Below are 18,090 nucleotides of genomic sequence, written 5' to 3' on the forward strand. Positions count from 1 at the left end.
GCTCCAGACCAAGACGGACGGCCGAGGGCCTCACGCTCCAACAGCCACTACCGCTCCCCCAAGGAGCCGTTCAACACCGGCCGGCTGCTCACCCCTCAGCTTGACCACTACGGCCAAACCCCGACCGGCACCAACCACTACTCACTCCCATCCGGCTGATCGGCAAACGGGTGAGGCCATCCCGCACCCCCGCCCCTCCCTTGGTGGCCAACCACCAGAACCGGAAATGAACCGGCACGAGCACCTGATCACCAACGGCGCCGTCCGCCTGCAGCCGGACCATCACCCAGAGACCCCGGTCCGCAAGCCCGGCGCCCTCCCGGCTCCCCCGCTCTCCAACAAACCCGCCCTGCAGGCACGTTCACCCGGCCCCACGACGCCTGGTGCGCTCAGGCCATGAAGATCCACGACGAGCAGGACGGCATCCGCCCAATTGATCAAGGCGCTGCTACCCGGACCCCACACGACACACGAACACGTCGCCGGCGCCCCTGACACCCCTACCGGCCCCCGGTGCCGGCACACACGCGAACGCACCCAGCCACACACCGACCACCGGGCCCTGTCACTAATCCTGTGATACCGGGTCGGCCGAACTGAGCAGCCCCCACGCCATGGCTCAAGAACCTTCATGACCCTGAGGAGTAGACGACTTCGCTCCCCTGCTCAAGAAGCACAACTACACAACACTGCCGACCAACCCCCAAGCCAACCAACCCCTCGACGCCCCGCCCGGACGGGGAACAGCCGACAGTCGCCCGGCGGCCACAGGATGCTCTCTCACTGCGGCACAAGCCCTCTGACACAATGCAGGCATCACAGACAGACCAGCCACAGGCAAAGAAACAGCAAAGGACACCTGAAACCCCAGCTCAGGAAGGTGGTCCCCGCGCAGGCGGGGGTGTTCCGACCCACATGGCCGGAGACGACGTGACCTTACAGTGGTCCCCGCGCAGGCGGCGGTGTTCCGTGGGAGCCCCCCGCGCCTGCGGCTTTGACGGCGTGGTCCCCGCGCAGGCGGGGGTGTTCCGATGGCGCTCGGCTGCTTTGCGAGCGTGGGGCAGTGGTCCCCGCGCAGGCGGGGGTGTTCCGGCCTGCGGCGAGGTGGTGCTCGTGATGCCGTGGTGGTCCCCGCGCAGGCGGGGGTGTTCCGCCGCTGGATCAGCTCGATCAGCTGACGAGTAAGTGGTCCCCGCGCAGGCGGGGGTGTTCCGGCAGGCCCGAGACCGTGCCCGCCCCACGGCGGGTGGTCCCCGCGCAGGCGGGGGTGTTCCGGCCCGGAGGGCGACGGATGGCAGGTCGACCGTGTGGTCCCCGCGCAAGCGGGGGTGTTCCGGTCATCGCTGGCCTCCCTTCATCGGCTCGGCCGTCCTCCCCGCACAGGCGGGGGTGTTCCGGTGCCGGGCGTGACGTCGGTGGGCGGGATGCTGTCCTCCCCGCGCAGGCGGGGGTGTTCCGGACCTGGTCGCCGTCCTGGACCGCGCGGTCTCGTGATCCCCGCGCAGGCGGGGGTGTTCCGGCCCGGTCGATGAGGTCCCGGTAGTCCGGGTCGTGGTCCCCGCGCAAGCGGGGGTGTTCCGTACGAGCCGTACTTCCTCGCCGTCGCCCAGGTGTGGTCCCCGCGCAGGCGGGGGTGGTCCGTACACGCACTCGACGTGCCATCCGGCCGCCGTGTGGTCCCCGCGAAGGCGGGGGTGGTCCGCTGGAGCCGAGCGTGTTCTCCGTGCTGACGCCGTGGTCCCCGCGAAGGCGGGGGTGGTCCGAACGTCGGCTCCATCGGCAGCATCTTCGGGTGGTCCCCGCGAAGGCGGGGGTGGTCCGAACGTCGGCTCCATCGGCAGCATCTTCGGGTGGTCCCCGCGAAGGCGGGGGTGGTCCGCTGCGGAACCCGGCCACCATCAACGCCCTCGTGTGGTCCCCGCGAAGGCGGGGTGGTCCGACCAGCGCCACACGGTCCGCGCGGTCGGTGTAGTGGTCCCCGCGAAGGCGGGGGTGGTCCGTCGGCGTGGGCCGCGGCGACCGAGGGCATGTCGTGGTCCCCGCGCAGGCGGGGGTGTTCCGTAGATCTGGCACGGGTCCGGCCAGTCCGAGTCGCGGTCCCTGCGTAGGCGGGGGTGTTCCTGAGCGAGCAGGTGACGCACCATGGCGCCTAGAGTGGTCCCTGCGTAGGCGGGGGTGTTCCGGGCCGGTCGGTGAGATAGAGCCGTCGTCCGTCGTGGTCCCCGCGCAGGCGCGGGTGTTCCGTGACCACCGGCCTCGACCCCGACTACGCGGACGTGGTCCCCGCGCAGGCGGGGGTGTTCCGTTCCGCCAGTGCCGCGCGAGCCGTCGCCGTGTGTGGTCCCCGCGCAGGCGGGGGTGTTCCGCAGCAGACCCAGCAGCAGACCACGCCGAAGAAGTGGTCCCCGCGCAGGCGGGGGTGTTCCGTCATGGCCTCGGTGCTCACGGCGGTCTACTTCGTGGTCCCCGCGCAGGCGGGGGTGTTCCGGTGATCTCGTCGGGCAGCATCCACCCGGGGAGGTGGTCCCCGCGCAAGCGGGGGTGTTCCGGTCAGCCAGGCGATGAAGTCGCACGTGGTCTTGTGGTCCCCGCGCAGGCGGGGTGTTCCGGCGGCGAGTTCATGGGCGGATGCGTCCCAGTCGTGGTCCCCGCGCAGGCGGGGGTGTTCCGATCTCCACGTTGGCCGTGCCGGGCTCTTCGACGCGGTCCCCGCGCAAGCGGGGGTGTTCCGTACAACGCCCGCGATGTGGTGTTCCAGATCGAGTGGTCCCCGCGCAGGCGGGGGGTGTTCCGGCGAGCGCATGACCTCGCGCGGCATATCCTCAGTGGTCCCCGCGCAGGCGGGGGTGCTCCGGCGTGGGAGGCGACTGAGGCCGCCCGCGAATCGTGGTCCCTGCCCGAGCGGGGGGGTTCCGCCGACCGCCGCTACGACTGGGGCTGGGAGATCGTGGTCTCCGCGCGAGCGGGGGTGTTCCGTCGCGTGCTTCCTCCAGGGAGGGCAGGCCCTCGTGGTCTCCGCGCGAGCGGGGGTGTTCTGTCAGCCGCCCGGCGCTCCGCGTCATCGGCAGCGTGGTCCCCGGGCGAGCGGGGGTGTTCCGCTTCGCGGGCGTCGATGACGATGGTTTGCTGAGTGATCCCCGCGTGAGCGGGGGTGTTCCGCTGGGGTTGTCGTAGTCGCCACGGCCGGGATCGTGGTCCCCGCGTGAGCGGGGGTGTTCCGCCGGATTCGGGCTCGTCCTCCTCGCGCCAGAAGTGGTCCCCGCCCGAGCGGGGGTGTTCCGGTTCCGTGGCTGTGCGACATCCCTGACTGTGAATGGTCCCCGCGCGAGCGGGGGTGTTCCGGCGACCAGGACGACGACGTCGGGCTGGAGCGGGTGGTCTCCGCGCGAGCGGGGGTGTTCCGGAGGTCACCGGCGGGCAGTGGTCCCCGCGCAGGCGGGGGGCAGTTGGGCGCCGCAGTTCCCTGTGAACAAGCCGTGGGGGTCATCCCCACGCGTGTGAAGAGCAGGACTGCGAGACCGGCTGCCGGACGTCGGCCGCGAACACAGAAAGCAGCCGCAGCAACGAGTGTCCGGCGGCCTTGGGCCAGGAACCATATTCATGAACGCTGCTGTATGGGTGCAACTGTCAACATTCCGCACCCATGCGCCTTGCCCCGTCCGATGCCTGCAGCGATCTTCTCGCGCAGCAGGTCGGCGTCGAGGACTCGGGCTGTCCCGTCGAATTGGGTGCGGGAGTGCTGGATGAGCTGCTTTGTGGTGCGGTTCTTGGACGGTTTGTAGCCGCTCACCATGACGAGTGGCTGAGCGTCGATGTGCAAGGGTTCCAGGCCGGCTGCGGTGGCCTGGCGTTCCCACCATCCGACTGCGGCATTGCCGCTCAGGGCGACAACGGGAGGGAGTTTGTACGCCTCGCGGGAGGTTGCTCCGGGTTTACGCACGGGGTTGGCCACGCAGCGGTAGTGGACCACTGTTCCTTTGCAAAGGCTTGACAACAGACTCTCGAGCGAGCGGGTTTCAATGCTGCCGTAGGTGTCCGGCAGGCGCGAGGGGTCGGGTTTGACTTGACTTTGCAGGAGAATTTGCGGCCCGCGTGGGGTTTCCTCGGCTCGGAACAAGACGCCGAATGCTACTCGGGCAGGACCTTCGACTCCGTCAGGGAACATCTGGAGCAAACGTTGATGCAACCGGATTCCTTGAGCGTTGCCACTAAGGTCCCGGTGGACTTCAGGAGAGCTGGCCGAGGGCAGGATGCGGGTCAGCCACAGTGTCACCAGGCACTCCTCTTTGGCGCAGTGAAATGGGTGTCGGTATAAAGCTGGAGCTTCTTCAGGTAGTCGGTGGCGAAGCCTCCGTACTCGGCATCCGGGAGGAGGGCAGAACGACGGTACAGCGATCGGGGTCTGTACTGGCGTGCTGACGGTGCGAACGACATTGGTTCGTCGGTGACTTCGCCGCTGTGATGGTCGCCGTGGTCGTGGTCTGGGACGACTTTGGTTAGGGGAAGAATCCCGAGCGGTCTGTCGCCGTAGAATTCGATCGGCTGCGGACTAGTGCGTGGCTTCTTGATTGCCAGCGGCATTCGCGTCAGGTGCTGCAGCGGGTCCTCCACGATTCCGAGCAGGATCGGTCCCTCTGGCGGGCAGGATCGACGGCCAAGAAAGAGGGGCCAGCGCGGGGTCCTCAGGGCGTCAGCACACGACTGGAGCAAATCTTCGTCGTCGGATGTGAGTGCAACGGTGAAAGAGGCGTCGGCAAGGTAGTAGCGTTTGGACACCAAAGTGCCCTTACCCTCGGACCGGTGTTCGCCATTGACGGTAATGACTGTCTCGTCGGCCGGTAGTCCGCCGCCTACGGTATGGAAGTCGGACAGTACGACACCGGGGCGGTCGACTCGGACGGTCATCGACAGCGCCGTGAGATCGTCCAGGGAGGCGCCGCGCGGTCGGCCGAGACCTGCAGCCAGCATGCCGATGACGCCGGACCGGGTGGGGAACCGGGCTGTGTCACGCTGCAGGTACTTGCTGTGGGTGCCCCAGGACTGCAGTGGGCCTGCTAGGCGCAGTAGCAGTCCGCGGGCGGGCCTTGCGGTCACTGCGGGTGCTCGGCAAGGGCGATGGCTACGGCTGCGGTAACGAGAGCTTCGAAGGAGGAGTGCCGCTCTCCAAGGTGCTCCAGCTTGTCGAAATGAAGAGAAGCGTGCCCTGCGTGCAGGACGCGGTCGCGGCCGAGAAGCCTATTCGCGGCCTCAGAATAGGCGTCGACATTTTGGACTGACCGCGCGACGTAGCCGCCGTGTTGGGCAGAGCGTACGGGTTCTTCGAAGGCGGCGGCGAATGACAGCGGCCGGTCGGAGCGGACTGCTACGTGCACCAGGTGCGGGAGCGAGTGTGGAGCGGTGGAGTTCTTCTTCGCTTGCGGTAGTGACTCGATGAAGGAGAGGAGGAACTGGCCGGCGAGTTCGCGGGCGGCTTCGAGTCCGATGTCGTAGTCGTCGCTCAGATTCTTGACAAGCTCCTCGAGGTCTACGGTAGCGAACCGGTAGAAAGTGCCGGTGCTGAACTCGGCTGTGCCCATGTGGCCACTGCCGGTTTCGTCGTCTTTCGCCGCGGTGACATCGTCAACGGCTGCGAAGTAGTCGAGTTCGACTTCGGTGGTGTGCGTGGTGAAAGCGTGTGCGACCTGCACGGCGCCGTCGACGCCTGCTTGGTTGACCTCTGCGAGCATGCGGCCGAAGAGGTTGATTACTCCGTTTCTCTTGATAAGGACCTTGTCGATCTTTCCTTTCAATGCACTCTCAGGCTTACTCCTTGCCTTGCCCGTGAAGTCGACCGCGAGTGCGTCTTTATGCGCTTCAGCGATGTCTGCCAGTTCTTGGACAGCGTCTTCGGGGAGGTAGATGAGTGCGTTGGTCAGGATTTTATTCGTGATGGGTTGCTTGTCTTTGCCCTTGGCCACCTCCCACTTAATGCTGCTTCCTGTCGCGACATGCGCGCCGGCGCGTTCGGCGATCGCCTGGTCCCATCCCCGTTCGCGGAGGGCATCGGCGACCCGCTCGCCAATGCGGCGTGTGCGCAGGGCCTTGTCGCCGAGTTTGTCCTGGAAGTGTTCGCGGACGGCCCGTTTCCAGGACTGGCTGGACACACGAGTACGCAGGGCGTCGCCGTAGAGCATGGTTTTCACCGAGTTGGTGTCGTCCCGGTTCAGGTTCGCGTAGGGGACGGGTTGGATGATGTGGATGTCGATGAAGCGTGGCTTGAGGTTCATGGGGTGGCTCCTGTGGGTGAGGAAGGGTCAGTCCTGGTAGGCGGCGGTGGTCCGGTAGAAGTCCTGCAGCCAGCGGCGGCTGATGCGTCCGGACCGGTAAGGCCAGTCGACGAGGTCTGCCAGCAGCTGTCCCCAATCGATGGGGGCGCCCGCGGCGCGCACCTGGTTGACCGCAGCAGGCAGGTGCAGCTGGATGCCGCGGGTGCTCTGCCGTGTCAGAAGGTTGATGCGGTTTTCTGCGGCGCTCATCCGAAGGGAGGCGCCCTGTGCGATGACGGCTTGTCCCAGAGTGGAGCCGAACGAAGAGCCGTACGGGGCGGGCACAGAGGGAGCATCTTCCTTGCCCGCTTCGCCGCTCTCCTGGAGGTTTTGCTCCTGTGCCGCCTCGGGCTTGTCTGTGCTGTCTTCGTCTTCTTCCTGGCTGGGCGAGAAGGCGTGTCGGGGCTGGGCGGCGATCAGCGAGGCTACGGTGTAATACGCCTGTGCTGTGGCGTCGTCGCACTCTTCCGGCACTCGGGAGGCCAGCAGCCGGTGCATGGGGCGGGCGCGCGGGTGGTTGAGGTCGCGGCGCAGCCCCGCTCGTAGCGCTGCATGTGCGCCTGGATCCGTACGGCACAAGCGTTCGATGCTCGCGGTGAACGCGGCGTAAGCGGCACGATTCTTCTGGCGCTTGCTCGCTTCAGGGGCTTGAGAGGTCACTGCGGGGGTCCTTGAGTCGGCGGGGGCGGTCACGACTTCTTGGCCGCCTTTTTCTTCTTCGCTCGCTCCATCGCCTTGAGCGGGTCCTTCACCGCGGCAAGAATGATCGCTCTCGCGCCGGCGACGGCCTTCGCGCCTCGTGCTGTGCGTGTCACGGAGCCGGTCACCGTGTCGTACGCTCCCAGCGCGTGCTGCCCGAAGGCCCGGCATGCGTTCTGGAAGTCGAAGTTGGATTCCGCGGTTTTGTCGGATCGTGCCAACTGTCGAAATCGTGACCAGAACTCGTCCTCCGCTGCCGGCCAGTAGCGTGCTGCGACCGCGTCCTGCCAGGTTCCCGGATTGTTTTTCTTGTCATCCGTGTACTTCAGCCAGGCTTCCTTGGTGGCCAGATTCAGCCGTTCCCAGAAGAGCTCGCCCAACTCGCGGAGTTGGCGTACGGGCAGGTCGGTGCTCATCGCCGCTTGCTCGACTCGGGTCAGGAGCATGGGAGTCGTGGAATCGACGTATTGGCGGTTGGCCGCCTGGGCGGCGTCCTGCTCGAAGCCGAGCGCGCGTATCCGCAGGTACTCGCTGACGTCGAAGGCGTGGTCCATGACTCTTGGCTGGATGGGGCTGGAGTCGTCCAGTTGCTTGAGTAGAAGGGCGTCGATGTCCCGCCATAGAGAGCGGGAGGAGTCTGCGAGGCGAGGGAAGGTGTCTCCGTCGTCGTCGATGTCCCAGATCAGGTAGTCGTCCTGCGGCCGGATCCGTTCGGCGTTGTAGGCCCAGGTGACGTACGCGTCAGCCACGTGCTCACCGTCCTGGTGGGGAACGAGGTAGAGCGAGTGCTGTGAGCAGGCGGTGAGTTGTGAGCAGGGGCCCTGTGGTTCGGGCATCGGCTTGAGCGGGTCGGGGAGGTCGTCACGCTCCCAGGGGCACAAATCGGTCTGCCGGCTGACCTCGTCCGCAGGCGGAGTCAGTCCGGCCAGTAGCGTCAGGAAAAGGTTGTCGCATTCCGGGTGATACGACAGTGCAGCTCGCAGGGGTGCGGCCTTCGCATGGTGGTGGCTTACCTCGCCAACCGTGCGTGTCGAGAGGGTGCCGGGGGCTCCCCAGTAATGCCAGGTCAGCAGTGACAGTGTCGCTTGCGCGAGGCTGGGGGGGACTGGGTCGTGATGGCTCCAATGCCCGAACCAGGAGTGATTGTTGCCTGCTGCCCGGCTCATGATCAGCTTATGGGCCCCGGCAGTGTTCTTGCTGTCGCACTGGTCGGGCAGGCGGGGGTCCTGAAGCCATGGACGATCACGATCGAACAGGTTGAAGCGGTGGCTCCACTGCTCGAAGTAGCCTTCGACGCCGGCTTGGCGGCCATGGGGAAGTTCCTTGTTCCGCTCGAAGAGGCCCTGTTCGAGGACTTCCTCACGCCGATCGCCCCAGCTTCCGGGGCGGGCTTCGTCCAGGCCGGTGATTCGGGCGGTGAGCGCGTACAGCACGCGCAGCAGAGCGGAGTGGGCCGGAGCTTCCGGGATCAGCAAAGAGCGGATCTCTGGTGCCCGTAGGAACATGTCCCTGAGGCCCACTTCCGGTGGGCCTGACTTTCCCTCCACCCATGCGACGGGAATCCATGGCTGGTCGATCAGATTAAACGCAGGCGTGGTCACGCCCCTCCCCCGTGTCGGACGTGCACCGAATGCTAGACGGACGGGCGGGGTGGCGCGGGGTGTTACGGAAACCGGCCAGCTATCAGGCCGGTTTCCGTCATGCAGAAGCGGTTTTCCCCGTCGCTGTACACCCACTCACCGTCCTGCAGGGTGAGGTTGAACCGCAGGACGGTCTTGAGCGCGGCCACCTCACGCCACGATGCGTTGGCATCGCCCTCCACACCCTCGACGAGTCGCTTGGGCACCGGAATCAGATAGGGGACGAGCTGGCCGGGCTTCGGTCTCTTCTTCTTGGAGTCCCGCTCGAGCTCCACCTGCAGGACACCGTCCTCCAGCAGATTCCCTGGGTACAGGCACACCACGTGCATGGCATCCTCGCCGAGCACGGAGGAGAGCAGTTCGGGCTCCATACCGCCGTAATCGCGGCTCAGCAGGCTGAGGTCGCCATCGAGGTCCCGTGGTCCAGGTACCGCCAGCCAACCTGCGGTACCGCTAGCTCTGCGTTCTTGAACCGTGCGCTTGTTGTCGAGCCGCTGGAGCTCACGAGCCGCTCGCTCTCCCAGGCCGTCGACGAGGTCGTCGGCGTACACCTCATCCAGCAGTGAGGGCAGGGCCTCGGGCAAGGAAACCGTCCTGCCCGTTCCCAGGACCATGCCGGTGCGCCGCACCAGCGCGGCGTCGTCCAGTTCGGTCCGGTTGCCCGCTTGAAGCACGACAAGCCGCGCGCTCTCACCCGTGCTCTGCGCCGCACGAGCCATCAGGCTCACGAGAGGCGCCGGGCCGGAGATGACCAGGTCGAAGTGCAGACCCCGGACGTGCTCCAGCATCGGCGTCGTCACCAGCACGGAAGGGCCGCCCACCCCACCCTTGGCAGAGAAGACACTGCGACAGGCTGCGAGACGCTGCCATCGGTCTTTGTTGCGCATCTGTTGGTGAACCACGGTCACATCAAGCTCGGGCAGGTCCTGCGTGAGCCGGCGGAACGTGAAAATGGCTTCCTCGGGCGTCGAGCAGTACACAGCGGCTGTTCCATCACCAGCTGCGGCCAGCGGTGCAAGGGCCTGCCGGATCTCGTCGTACGGCGCACCGCCAGCGACCGTGATGCCGAGAGTGCCGGTATGGATATCCCCGGCAGGCTGGAGGGGCAGGTGTCTGCCTCCGGACTGCGCATCCACGAACGACCACCCTGGTAGCCCCCGAGGCTGCGTCAGAGGTTCTTTCCCCCCTCCCGCGCCACGACGGTAGGCCGCCAGCATCGCATCCACCGACCTGTCCGCAGCCAAAGCGGCCAGGACGACCGGGATCTGCAGCGCAGCCGCCCACTCCAGGAACCGGAGCATCAGCTTCTGCCCCCACGCCCCACGGGCATGAGCCTCATCCACCACAATGACCTTGCCGGAAAAGGCAAACAGCCTCATCACGTTGAACTTCACCGGCATGACAGCCTGCAAAAGCTCGTCCACCGTTCCCGTACCGAACGGAGCCAGAAGCGCACGATGGTGAGAGTTGAGCCAACTGTCCGCTGCCAGGGCCCACTCCTCACCAGCCTCCGCACAGACCTCCCTTGCCGCATTGGCCTGCACCCACTGCTCCATGGCCTCCGCCGGCTTCAACCGGGACGAGCTGTGAAGCAACAGCGCCCCCTTGGGCCCTGTCAGAGCCTGCCGCCCGAAATCAAGCACCTGTTCCATGTGACTGTCGGCCGCTGCACCGGTCGGAAGCGCATAAAAAAGCCCCCGCGCATTCGCCGCATGCCCGAGAACCGCCGCTGCATGAAGAGCCACTTCTGTACGATCCTGTGACGCCGGTCCCGTCACCACCACCATGCCCGGCCCATGCTCGGCTACCAAGTCAGGCAACTGGTCTGCGACGCTTGCCGCAAGGCCAGACTCGCCAAGACGCGCAGGCGGGTAGGACGGCCGAGCAAAGCGCGTACCCAGCAAATCCGTCTGCTGCACCAGAGGCGGAGCCGCGGTGCGGGCAACCTGCCAGTAAGCATCCAGTTCGTCCGGAGTTCCAGCCCACCCCTCCCCCCTCAGCCGGGTCCGGACCCCGTCTTGGATACTGGCCAGCCAGTCCGACACGATCACCAGCCCCGCCAGGACAACAGCCGCCCCCGGCGTCATCTGCCCTGCCGGAACCCCCTTTGCCCCGGTGACTCTGCGTACCTCATCGAAGTGGATCCGCCGCTGCTCCTCCCAGCTTCCCGCTCCCAGACCGGGGTGACGCGCGACAGGACACCTTGAGTCCTTGTCATAGACCACCGGATGGAAACCACCGCCGTGTCCGCCGAGCAACTGGGCCACGGCATGACTGAGCTGAGTCTGCGGACGCCGCTGTGACGACGGGTAGCCGATCTCCTTGAACGCCCGCACCAGCCACCAGTGGGTCGCCGCTTCATGCGACTGTTTGTCCTGCGCAGCGCTAGCACCAAATCCGTATCCCGGCTCACCGATCAACTCCTGTGCCAGCAGCTCCCTGTCCTTACGCTTCGGCCCTCCGCTCTGCAGCTGGAACGGGACACTGATCTTCCCGACGTCATGCAGCCCCGCCCAGAACGCCACAAGCGCCCGCGCCTGCTCATCCTCAACCTGCAGCGCCTGTGTCACCATGCTCCGCTGGTGCACGGTCAACAGCTCGTCCCAGACGACCTCGGCAACAGCTGCCGTGTCCAGGAGATGACAGATCAAAGGGTGCGCGTGCTGCACACCGCCGGCACTCTTGCCCAGCCCGGCATGCTTGCCCCAAAGACGGGAGTCCAGTGACACGGATTCTCCTTGTCGCAGATTCGCGGCGCATGCCTGCTCCAGAAGCGGGAAGCGGAAGGATCCACACCTGAACATATCGCCACCTCGCAGGGGCGATACGAAGGCCAGCGAAGTTTCGGTCAACCGCAAGCACGCCAACATCTTTACGCAGTAGACTACTTACCGCTGCACGCCTCCCTAAGGTGAGCGGAACCCCACTGGCTCTCCAGCCGGCGGCACTGTCGGGACAAACACATGACCCTCCCGAGGGACGTGGCGCTTTGCCCTCGGCCGTGTGATGCCACGTGGAGATACAGTGTCCCGGTTCTTGCCCAAGTTCGCCCTGCGTCGCGAGACCCTCCTCAAGGCCTCTCGTGTAGTGGTCAGCACGGTACTCCGTGTCCTGATCAGCGAACTCGTCAGCTGGCTCATCTGAGCCACGGGTGACGGATCCCAGGGGTCCGTCACCCCTTATGTGAAAGCAATGCCCCGTCGGCGGGCGATTCTCGACAGCCCGCGGCCCGGATCACGGGCCAGTTCCGCTCCCCCGCGGAGGGAATCGCGTCCCCCTCGCAAACGGGGGTGTTCCGCTTCCGGATCCGACGTCCTCGAACCCGATCCAGTTGTCCCCGCGCGAGCGGGGGTGTTCCGTGGCGCTGCGTGAGGATGCCAGCCTCCAGGCAGTGGTCCCCACGCGAGCGGGGGTGTTCCGCGGCAGCCGGCGGTTCCCGGTCGGCCGGGTCCGTCTTCCCCGCGCAAGCGGGGGTGTTCCGCGGCGATCGGCCGTCTCGTCGGCTTCCCCGGCGTCTTCCCCGCGCAGGCGGGGGTGTTCCGGCGCTCATCACCGCCCGTACGGCGTGGCTGGGGTCTTCCCCGCGCAGGTGGGGGTGTTCCGGCCACGGCCTGGACGTGCTCGGGCAGCTGCGGGTCTTCCCCGCGCAGGCGGGGGTGTTCCGACCGTCACCGCTCTGTCCCTGACCGCCGCCCTGTCCTCCCCGCGCAGGCGGGTGTTTGTAAGCGCTTCTTTGGGCTCCACCGCACGGACGAGAAGTGGCTCCACGGCGTACGAAGTTGATCTGGCCCCACCGCTGAGCGGACGCAGGTGCTGGGCGCTGGTCCGACAACGGCTCCGCTGCCTCCTCAGATCCCTCAGAGAGAGCGGTAGAGCGGTGGGAAGACGCCGGTAGGGTGTCCTATGTGGACGCGGGGGCAGGAAACGAGATGGTTGCCGTCCCGTCGGGACGGGTGACGCTGTCGGACCGGCGGACGCAGAGCAATTGGCCGGTCGAGGTCGCGCCGTTTCAGATGTCGGCGTTCCCAGTCACTCAGTCTTGGTATGCACTAATCACAGGCCGACGGCCGAGTAGCGCCCAAGGCGAGCGGCTGCCGGTCGAGGGTGTTTCGTGGTGGGACGCGGTCCAGTTCTGTAACGCCTTGTCCCGGCGCGAGGGGCTGACGCCCGCGTACGACCTGTGCGTCGACGCCGAGACGGCCGAATGGGACACCTCCGCAGACGGGTACCGGCTGCCGACCGAGGCCGAATGGGAGCACGCCTGCCGTGCGGGGACTACTGGCGCGCGGTACGGCCAGCTCGACGACGTCGCCTGGTACCAAGGCAACTCTGATGGGCGGATCCATGCTGTCGGCGGCAAGCAGCCCAACGCATGGGGCCTGTACGACATGCTGGGCAATGTGTGGGACTGGTGCTGGGACGTCTACGACGCCGAGGTGTATGGCACCTACCGGGTGCTCCGTGGTGGTGGATGGGCCGACGAGCACTGGAGCTGCCGGGCGTCGGTGCGGCGGCGCAGCCACCCGACCTTCCGGATCGACGACGTGGGATTCCGCATCGCGCGCTCCACACCACTGCGTCGGCCATAACAGCCTCATTCTGAAACGGTCAGTTAAGCGGGTGTGACTGGCTCCGACGTCGGGCGACGTGCCCTCTTTGGAGTGAATGCACTGCTCCGTCCGCCCGGCGACGGCAGGGTGTGTGCGTCGATCACGGTCTTGTCGGAGGCCGTGGGTGTTGATCGCGGTCGTGTCGGGAGGCCGGGGTGAGTTTGTCGCGGGCTGAGTTGTTCGCCGCGATCCGGAGGGACAGACGTCTCGATCCGGAGATGTCGCAGCGGGCCCTCGGGGAGAAGTACGGAGTGCACCGGCGGACGGTGCGCCAGGCTCTGAACTCGGCGGTTCCGCCGTCGAGGAAGAAACCGGTGCCGCGGGCGACGGTCCTGGACCCGGCCAAGGGCTGGATCGACGCGATGCTGCGGGAGGACCTCACCGCGCCGCGCAAGCAGAAGCACACCGCCCGGCGAATCCATCAGCGGCTCGCGCAGGACTACGGCTTCGACCAGGCGTCGTACTCGACGGTCTGCGACTACGTCCTGGTCCGGCGTCCGGAGATCGAGGCGGAGGCCCGGGAGGGGCACCGGCATATGGACGGGATGGTCCCTCAGGTGCATCTTCCCGGCGAGGAAGCGGAGGTCGACTTCGCCGACGTGTGGGTCCGGCTGGCCGGCGAGGTGGTCAAGTGCCACCTATTCACGCTGCGGATGTCGTACTCGGGCAAGGCTGTCCACCGGGTCTATGCCTCGTAGGCCCAGGAGTCCTTCATGGAGGGGCATGTCGAGGCGTTCAACGCCCTGGGCGGGGTTCCGACCCGGCACATCCGTTACGACAACCTGAAGCCGGCGGTCAACCGGATCTGCACCGGCCGCAGCCGGGTGGAATCGGAGCGGTGGCTCACCTTCCGCGCCCACTACGGCTTCGATGCCTTCTACTGCATTCCCGGCCAAGAAGGCGCCCATGAGAAGGGCGGGGTCGAGCATGAGGGCGGACGCTTCCGCCGCACGCACCTGGTCCCGGTTCCCGACGTCGCCTCGCTGGACGAGCTCAACGAGAAGATCGCCGCAATCGACACGGCCGAGGACGCACGGATCCTGTCGGGCAGGCTGACCACGATCGGCTTCAACTTCATCACCGAGGCCGACCAGCTGGCGCCGTTGCCGTTCGAGGAGTTCGAGTGCGGCATCACCCTGACACCGAAGGTCGACCGCAGCAGCCGGATCACGGTCCGCCAGTGCCACTACTCGGTGCCCGCCCGTTTCATCGGGCAGAACGTGCGCGTGCTGTTGCGGGGCAACGAGCTGCTGGTGTTCGAGCGGCGGAAGGTCGTGGCCCGTCACCCGCGGCTGACCCGGCGGGGCGAGTTCCGCGACGAACTCGACCACTACCTGGAGATCCTGCTGGCCAAGCCCGGCGCCATGGCCGGCTCGACCGCGCTGGCCACCGCCCGGCAGAACGGCTCGTTCACCGAGGTCCATGAGGCGTTCTGGGCCGCGGCCCGCACCGCGCACGGAGACGCGGCCGGCACCAGGGCCCTGATCGAGGTTCTGCTGCTGCACCGCCGCATGCCGGCCGAGACGGTCCAGCTGGGCATGGCGGCCGCGATCCGGGCGGGCGCCGCCACCGCGGACGTCGTGGCCGTCGAAGCCCGCAAGGCCGCCGCGCAGACACCTGCTCCGGCCGAGGAACTGGAGGACGGGGACGACCCGCCGCCGTGGGCCGAGCCCAGCGGGGTGGTGTCGCTGACGGCCCGCAGAGCCCAGCTCCCCGAGGACAAGCGCCCGCTGCCGACCGTGAACCACTACGACCAGCTCCTGACCCGCCAACCGAAAGGCACCGCGTGAGCACGACCGCCGCACCCACCCGCCAGCACGTCCCTCCACCCCGCCGGGATGTCGGACCGGAAGAGGCCGTGGACACGGCCATCGACGAGGCATGCCGGAGCCTGCACCTGCCCACCATCCGCAGCCGGGTCGGTGAGATGGCCGACGAGGCGATGCGCCAGCGGTCCAGCTACAAGGACTTCCTGGCGGACCTGCTGGAAGCCGAGTGCGCCGAACGCGAGGAACGCCGCAAACAACGGCTGGTCAGGGACGCCAGCTTCCCCCGCCCCAAGCGGCTGGAGGACTTCGACTTCACCGAGAACCCCAACGTCACCCCCGAGATCGTGGGCACCCTCTCCGATCCGGCCTGGGTCAGGGCCGGACAGCCGCTCTGCCTCATCGGCGACTCGGGCACCGGCAAGTCCCACCTGCTGATCGGCATCGGCACCGCCATCGCCGAAGCCGGGCTGCGTGTCCGCTACACAACCACCGTCAACCTGGTCAACGAACTGGCCGAGGCCGCCGACGAGAAGAAACTCGCCCGCACCATCGCCCGCTACGGACGCGTCGACCTTCTGTGTCTGGACGAGTTCGGCTACCTCGACCTCGACAAGTCCGGAGCGAAGCTGCTGTTCCAGATCTTCACCGAGCGGGAAGAACGACGCGCCATCGCCATCGCGTCCAACGCGCCGTTCTCAGAGTGGAAGCAGACCTTCACCGACCCCCGTCTCTGCACGGCGATCGTCGACCGCGTCACCTTCAACGCGCACATCGTCGAGACCGGCACCGACTCCTACCGCTTCGCCCAGAGCCAGAAGAAACGGCGCCGCTGACCTCGAACGACAGTTGCGGCCGGCCTCCCGCATGGGACGCCGGCCGCAGCCGCGTTGAGCCCGGCCGTCGAGTCCCAGTGCCGACCGGACCATCGCCCGTTCTCGTCCAGCCGCCACGGGCACTGGGCGGCCCGCAACCTGAGTCGAGTCGGGTCGGCAGCCTCCACGCACCTGTCGGGGGCACGCTGACGGAGGTCTGACCGAGGCTCCAAAACTACCGTGCCGACCCCCTGTCCCGCCCAGCGGAACCACTCGATCGAAGTGGGGCCAAATCACCTTGCTACAGGGGCGCGAACCCTCTCCTCGCACGCCCCATCTGGCCTGCCCATGGAGCCAAAACAACTCCGTGCACTGGAGCCAAAACAAGTGCTTACAGACAGGCGGGGGTCTTCCGTACTACTGGCTCTGGTCGGCAGTCGGCCTCGTCTTCCTCGCACAGGCGGGGGTGTTCCGCTAGACAACGTCCGAGGCGTCACGCACGAGGAGTCTTCCCCGCACAGGCGGGCGTGTTCCGTATCCGAGACCTATGACCGCGAGATCAGCGCCGTCTTCCCCGCTCAGGCGAGGGTGCTCCGGATGCTCCGTTCGCGCTGATCGACGCCGCCCCGTCCTCCCCGCGCCAGCGGGGGTGTTCCGGAGCAGGCGGGCTTCGTTTTCGAGCCGGTGCGGGTCTCCCCGCGCAGGCGGGGGTGTTCCGTGCCGGCGAGCCACCACTTGTCACGCTCGAGCGTCTTCCCCGCGCAGGCGGGGGTGTTCCGCCCGCCTTCGAATTCGGCACCGCCGCGCACACGTCTTCCCCGCGCAGGCGGGGGTGTTCCGAACCAGGCCGTCTCATCCGGGTCGATGGCGTTGTCTTCCCCGCGCAGGCGGGGGTGTTCCGACGCCGGACCAGTTCCTCGTACTCCGGCCCGAGTCTTCCCCGCGCAGGCGGGGGTGTTCCGCTGCCTACACCGGAGGTCACGGTTCAGCGTCTTCCCCGCGCAGGCGGGGGTGTTCCGCAGACTCCTTGCAGCTCGACGTTGAGCTTGTAGTCTTCCCCGCGCAGGCGGGGGTGTTCCGGCCATGCGCGGCATCCGTATGCGCCCGGCCTAGTCTTCCCCGCGCAGGCGGGGGTGTTCCGCGCTTCCCCGTGTGCCGGACGACCCGGCGGAAGTCTTCCCCGCGCAGGCGGGGGTGTTCCGTCGCATCCACATACGTCGTGACCCACCGCGGCGTCTTCCCCGCGCAGGCGGGGGTGTTCCGGTGCCGGGGGTGATGTAGCCGGTGCCTCCGCGGTCTTCCCCGCGCAGGCGGGGGTGTTCCGGCGGTCGGGCTCATCGGCCGTGCCTTCACTCCGTCTTCCCCGCGCAGGCGGGGGTGTTCCGGATCACCTGGGTGGACTCCGCGGGTGTCACCGGTCTTCCCCGCGCAGGCGGGGGTGTTCCGTGATCAGGCAGGTGTTTCCGCTCGCCCCGTCCGCCTTCCCCGCGCAGGCGGGGGTGTTCCGGAGCGGGTAGTTGCGTGAGCTGGAGCTCGCCTGTCTTCCCCGCGCAGGCGGGGGTGTTCCGACGCTGCCGCCGGACGACGGCGGCTACGTGGCGTCTTCCCCGCGCAGGCGGGGGTGTTCCGCTGATCAGGTCACTGATTGCCTTCTCGACGTCGTCTTCCCCGCGCAGGCGGGGGTGTTCCGTCCGGCCGATTCGATATCACCCGTCACGGACAGGCTTCCCCGCGCAGGCGGGGGTGTTCCGACGTCAGGCGTCCGCGAGGACCCGCGGCACGAGTCTTCCCCGCGCAGGCGGGGGTGTTCCGCAGTCAACTCCCCAAATGGGGCAGTGATCGCGGTCTTCCCCGCGCAGGCGGGGGTGTTCCGTCGATCCCTTGAGGCCGCCGGCCTGCTTGCGGGTCTTCCCCGCGCAGGCGGGGGTGTTCCGTACTCGGTGCTGATGATCTCGTTGCGTTCGGGGTCTTCCCCGCGCAGGCGGGGGTGTTCCGCTCCCGTTCAGGGAAAGGTGGTGGGTCGCGTGGTCTTCCCCGCGCAGGCGGGGGTGTTCCGCTCGGCGACACCTACCCCATGCCACCGCTCACGTCTTCCCCGCGCAGGCGGGGGTGTTCCGAACTGACCGATGGCGGATTCCAGCGGTCATCGCAACACGTGATCGTGTTGGGCGGCTGCGAGCAGTGTAGAGAGACGCTCGGCTGGGGTTTGCCAGCCGAGCGTTTTGCGTGGGCGGCCGTTGAGTTCGGCAGCGACG

General features: G+C 67.4%; 9 protein-coding genes, 1 pseudogene and 2 CRISPR repeat arrays. Of the genes and pseudogenes, 4 read left to right on the forward strand and 6 right to left on the reverse strand.

Translation table 11 applies throughout. The annotated features are described in order from the left end of the window. Positions 1–880: 880 nt before the first annotated feature. A CRISPR array of direct repeats spans positions 881–1,880; the repeat unit is 29 nt; unit sequence GTGGTCCCCGCGCAGGCGGGGGTGTTCCG. Positions 1,881–2,243: 363 nt separating this feature from the next. After that, on the forward strand, positions 2,244–2,492 hold the full coding sequence (locus ACZ7LT_RS33665) for a hypothetical protein (RefSeq protein WP_471239899.1): 249 nt from the start codon (positions 2,244–2,246) through the stop codon (positions 2,490–2,492). Between the two features lie 1,106 nt (positions 2,493–3,598). Here ACZ7LT_RS33665 and cas6e read toward each other — a convergent pair. From cas6e to ACZ7LT_RS33695, 6 genes are all read right to left on the reverse strand, one after another. Next, positions 3,599–4,273 (reverse strand): type I-E CRISPR-associated protein Cas6/Cse3/CasE, encoded by a 675-nt coding sequence (cas6e, locus tag ACZ7LT_RS33670; protein ID WP_471239900.1) that lies wholly within the window; start codon positions 4,271–4,273, stop codon positions 3,599–3,601. Next, positions 4,270–5,094: a type I-E CRISPR-associated protein Cas5/CasD gene (gene cas5e, locus ACZ7LT_RS33675; protein WP_471239901.1), complete on the reverse strand. Its 825-nt coding sequence runs from the start codon at positions 5,092–5,094 to the stop codon at positions 4,270–4,272. Before cas5e ends, cas6e begins: the two co-directional genes overlap by 4 nt. Further along, complete coding sequence (gene cas7e / locus ACZ7LT_RS33680; protein ID WP_471239902.1) at positions 5,091–6,266, reverse strand: type I-E CRISPR-associated protein Cas7/Cse4/CasC; 1,176 nt, start codon at positions 6,264–6,266, stop codon at positions 5,091–5,093. Before cas7e ends, cas5e begins: the two co-directional genes overlap by 4 nt. A gap of 27 nt (positions 6,267–6,293) precedes the next feature. After that, positions 6,294–6,965 carry a type I-E CRISPR-associated protein Cse2/CasB gene (casB, locus tag ACZ7LT_RS33685; protein ID WP_471239903.1) on the reverse strand — a complete coding sequence of 224 codons (672 nt, stop codon included), beginning with the start codon at positions 6,963–6,965 and terminating at the stop codon, positions 6,294–6,296. A 29-nt stretch (positions 6,966–6,994) separates the two neighbouring features. Further along, positions 6,995–8,605: a type I-E CRISPR-associated protein Cse1/CasA gene (gene casA, locus ACZ7LT_RS33690; protein WP_471239904.1), complete on the reverse strand. Its 1,611-nt coding sequence runs from the start codon at positions 8,603–8,605 to the stop codon at positions 6,995–6,997. A gap of 62 nt (positions 8,606–8,667) precedes the next feature. Beyond that, positions 8,668–11,373, reverse strand: a complete 2,706-nt coding sequence (locus ACZ7LT_RS33695) for a CRISPR-associated endonuclease Cas3'' (RefSeq protein WP_471239905.1) — start codon at positions 11,371–11,373, stop codon at positions 8,668–8,670. A gap of 1,200 nt (positions 11,374–12,573) precedes the next feature. On the opposite strand from ACZ7LT_RS33695, the gene ACZ7LT_RS33700 reads away from it, so the two are divergent. The 3 genes and pseudogenes from ACZ7LT_RS33700 to istB all read left to right on the forward strand — a co-directional run bounded on the left by ACZ7LT_RS33700 (position 12,574) and on the right by istB (position 15,856). Beyond that, entirely contained in the window at positions 12,574–13,233 is a 660-nt protein-coding gene (locus ACZ7LT_RS33700) for a formylglycine-generating enzyme family protein (RefSeq protein WP_471239908.1), read from the forward strand. Positions 13,234–13,472: 239 nt separating this feature from the next. Beyond that, positions 13,473–15,044, forward strand: a pseudogene (gene istA, locus ACZ7LT_RS33705) (IS21 family transposase). Between the two features lie 68 nt (positions 15,045–15,112). After that, positions 15,113–15,856: an IS21-like element helper ATPase IstB gene (gene istB, locus ACZ7LT_RS33710; RefSeq protein ID WP_471239906.1), complete on the forward strand. Its 744-nt coding sequence runs from the start codon at positions 15,113–15,115 to the stop codon at positions 15,854–15,856. Positions 15,857–16,280: 424 nt separating this feature from the next. After that, a CRISPR array of direct repeats spans positions 16,281–17,952; the repeat unit is 29 nt; unit sequence GTCTTCCCCGCGCAGGCGGGGGTGTTCCG. Positions 17,953–18,090 lie beyond the last annotated feature (138 nt).

This window comes from Streptomyces sp. NPDC039465 (assembly GCF_055639315.1).

What these genes read in the sequence shown, in the direction of transcription:
- cas7e (WP_471239902.1), bottom strand. Translation starts at nt 6,266, where the DNA reads ATGAACCTCAAGCCACGCTTCATCGACATCCACATCATCCAACCCGTC.
- ACZ7LT_RS33700 (WP_471239908.1), top strand. Translation starts at nt 12,574, where the DNA reads ATGGTTGCCGTCCCGTCGGGACGGGTGACGCTGTCGGACCGGCGGACG.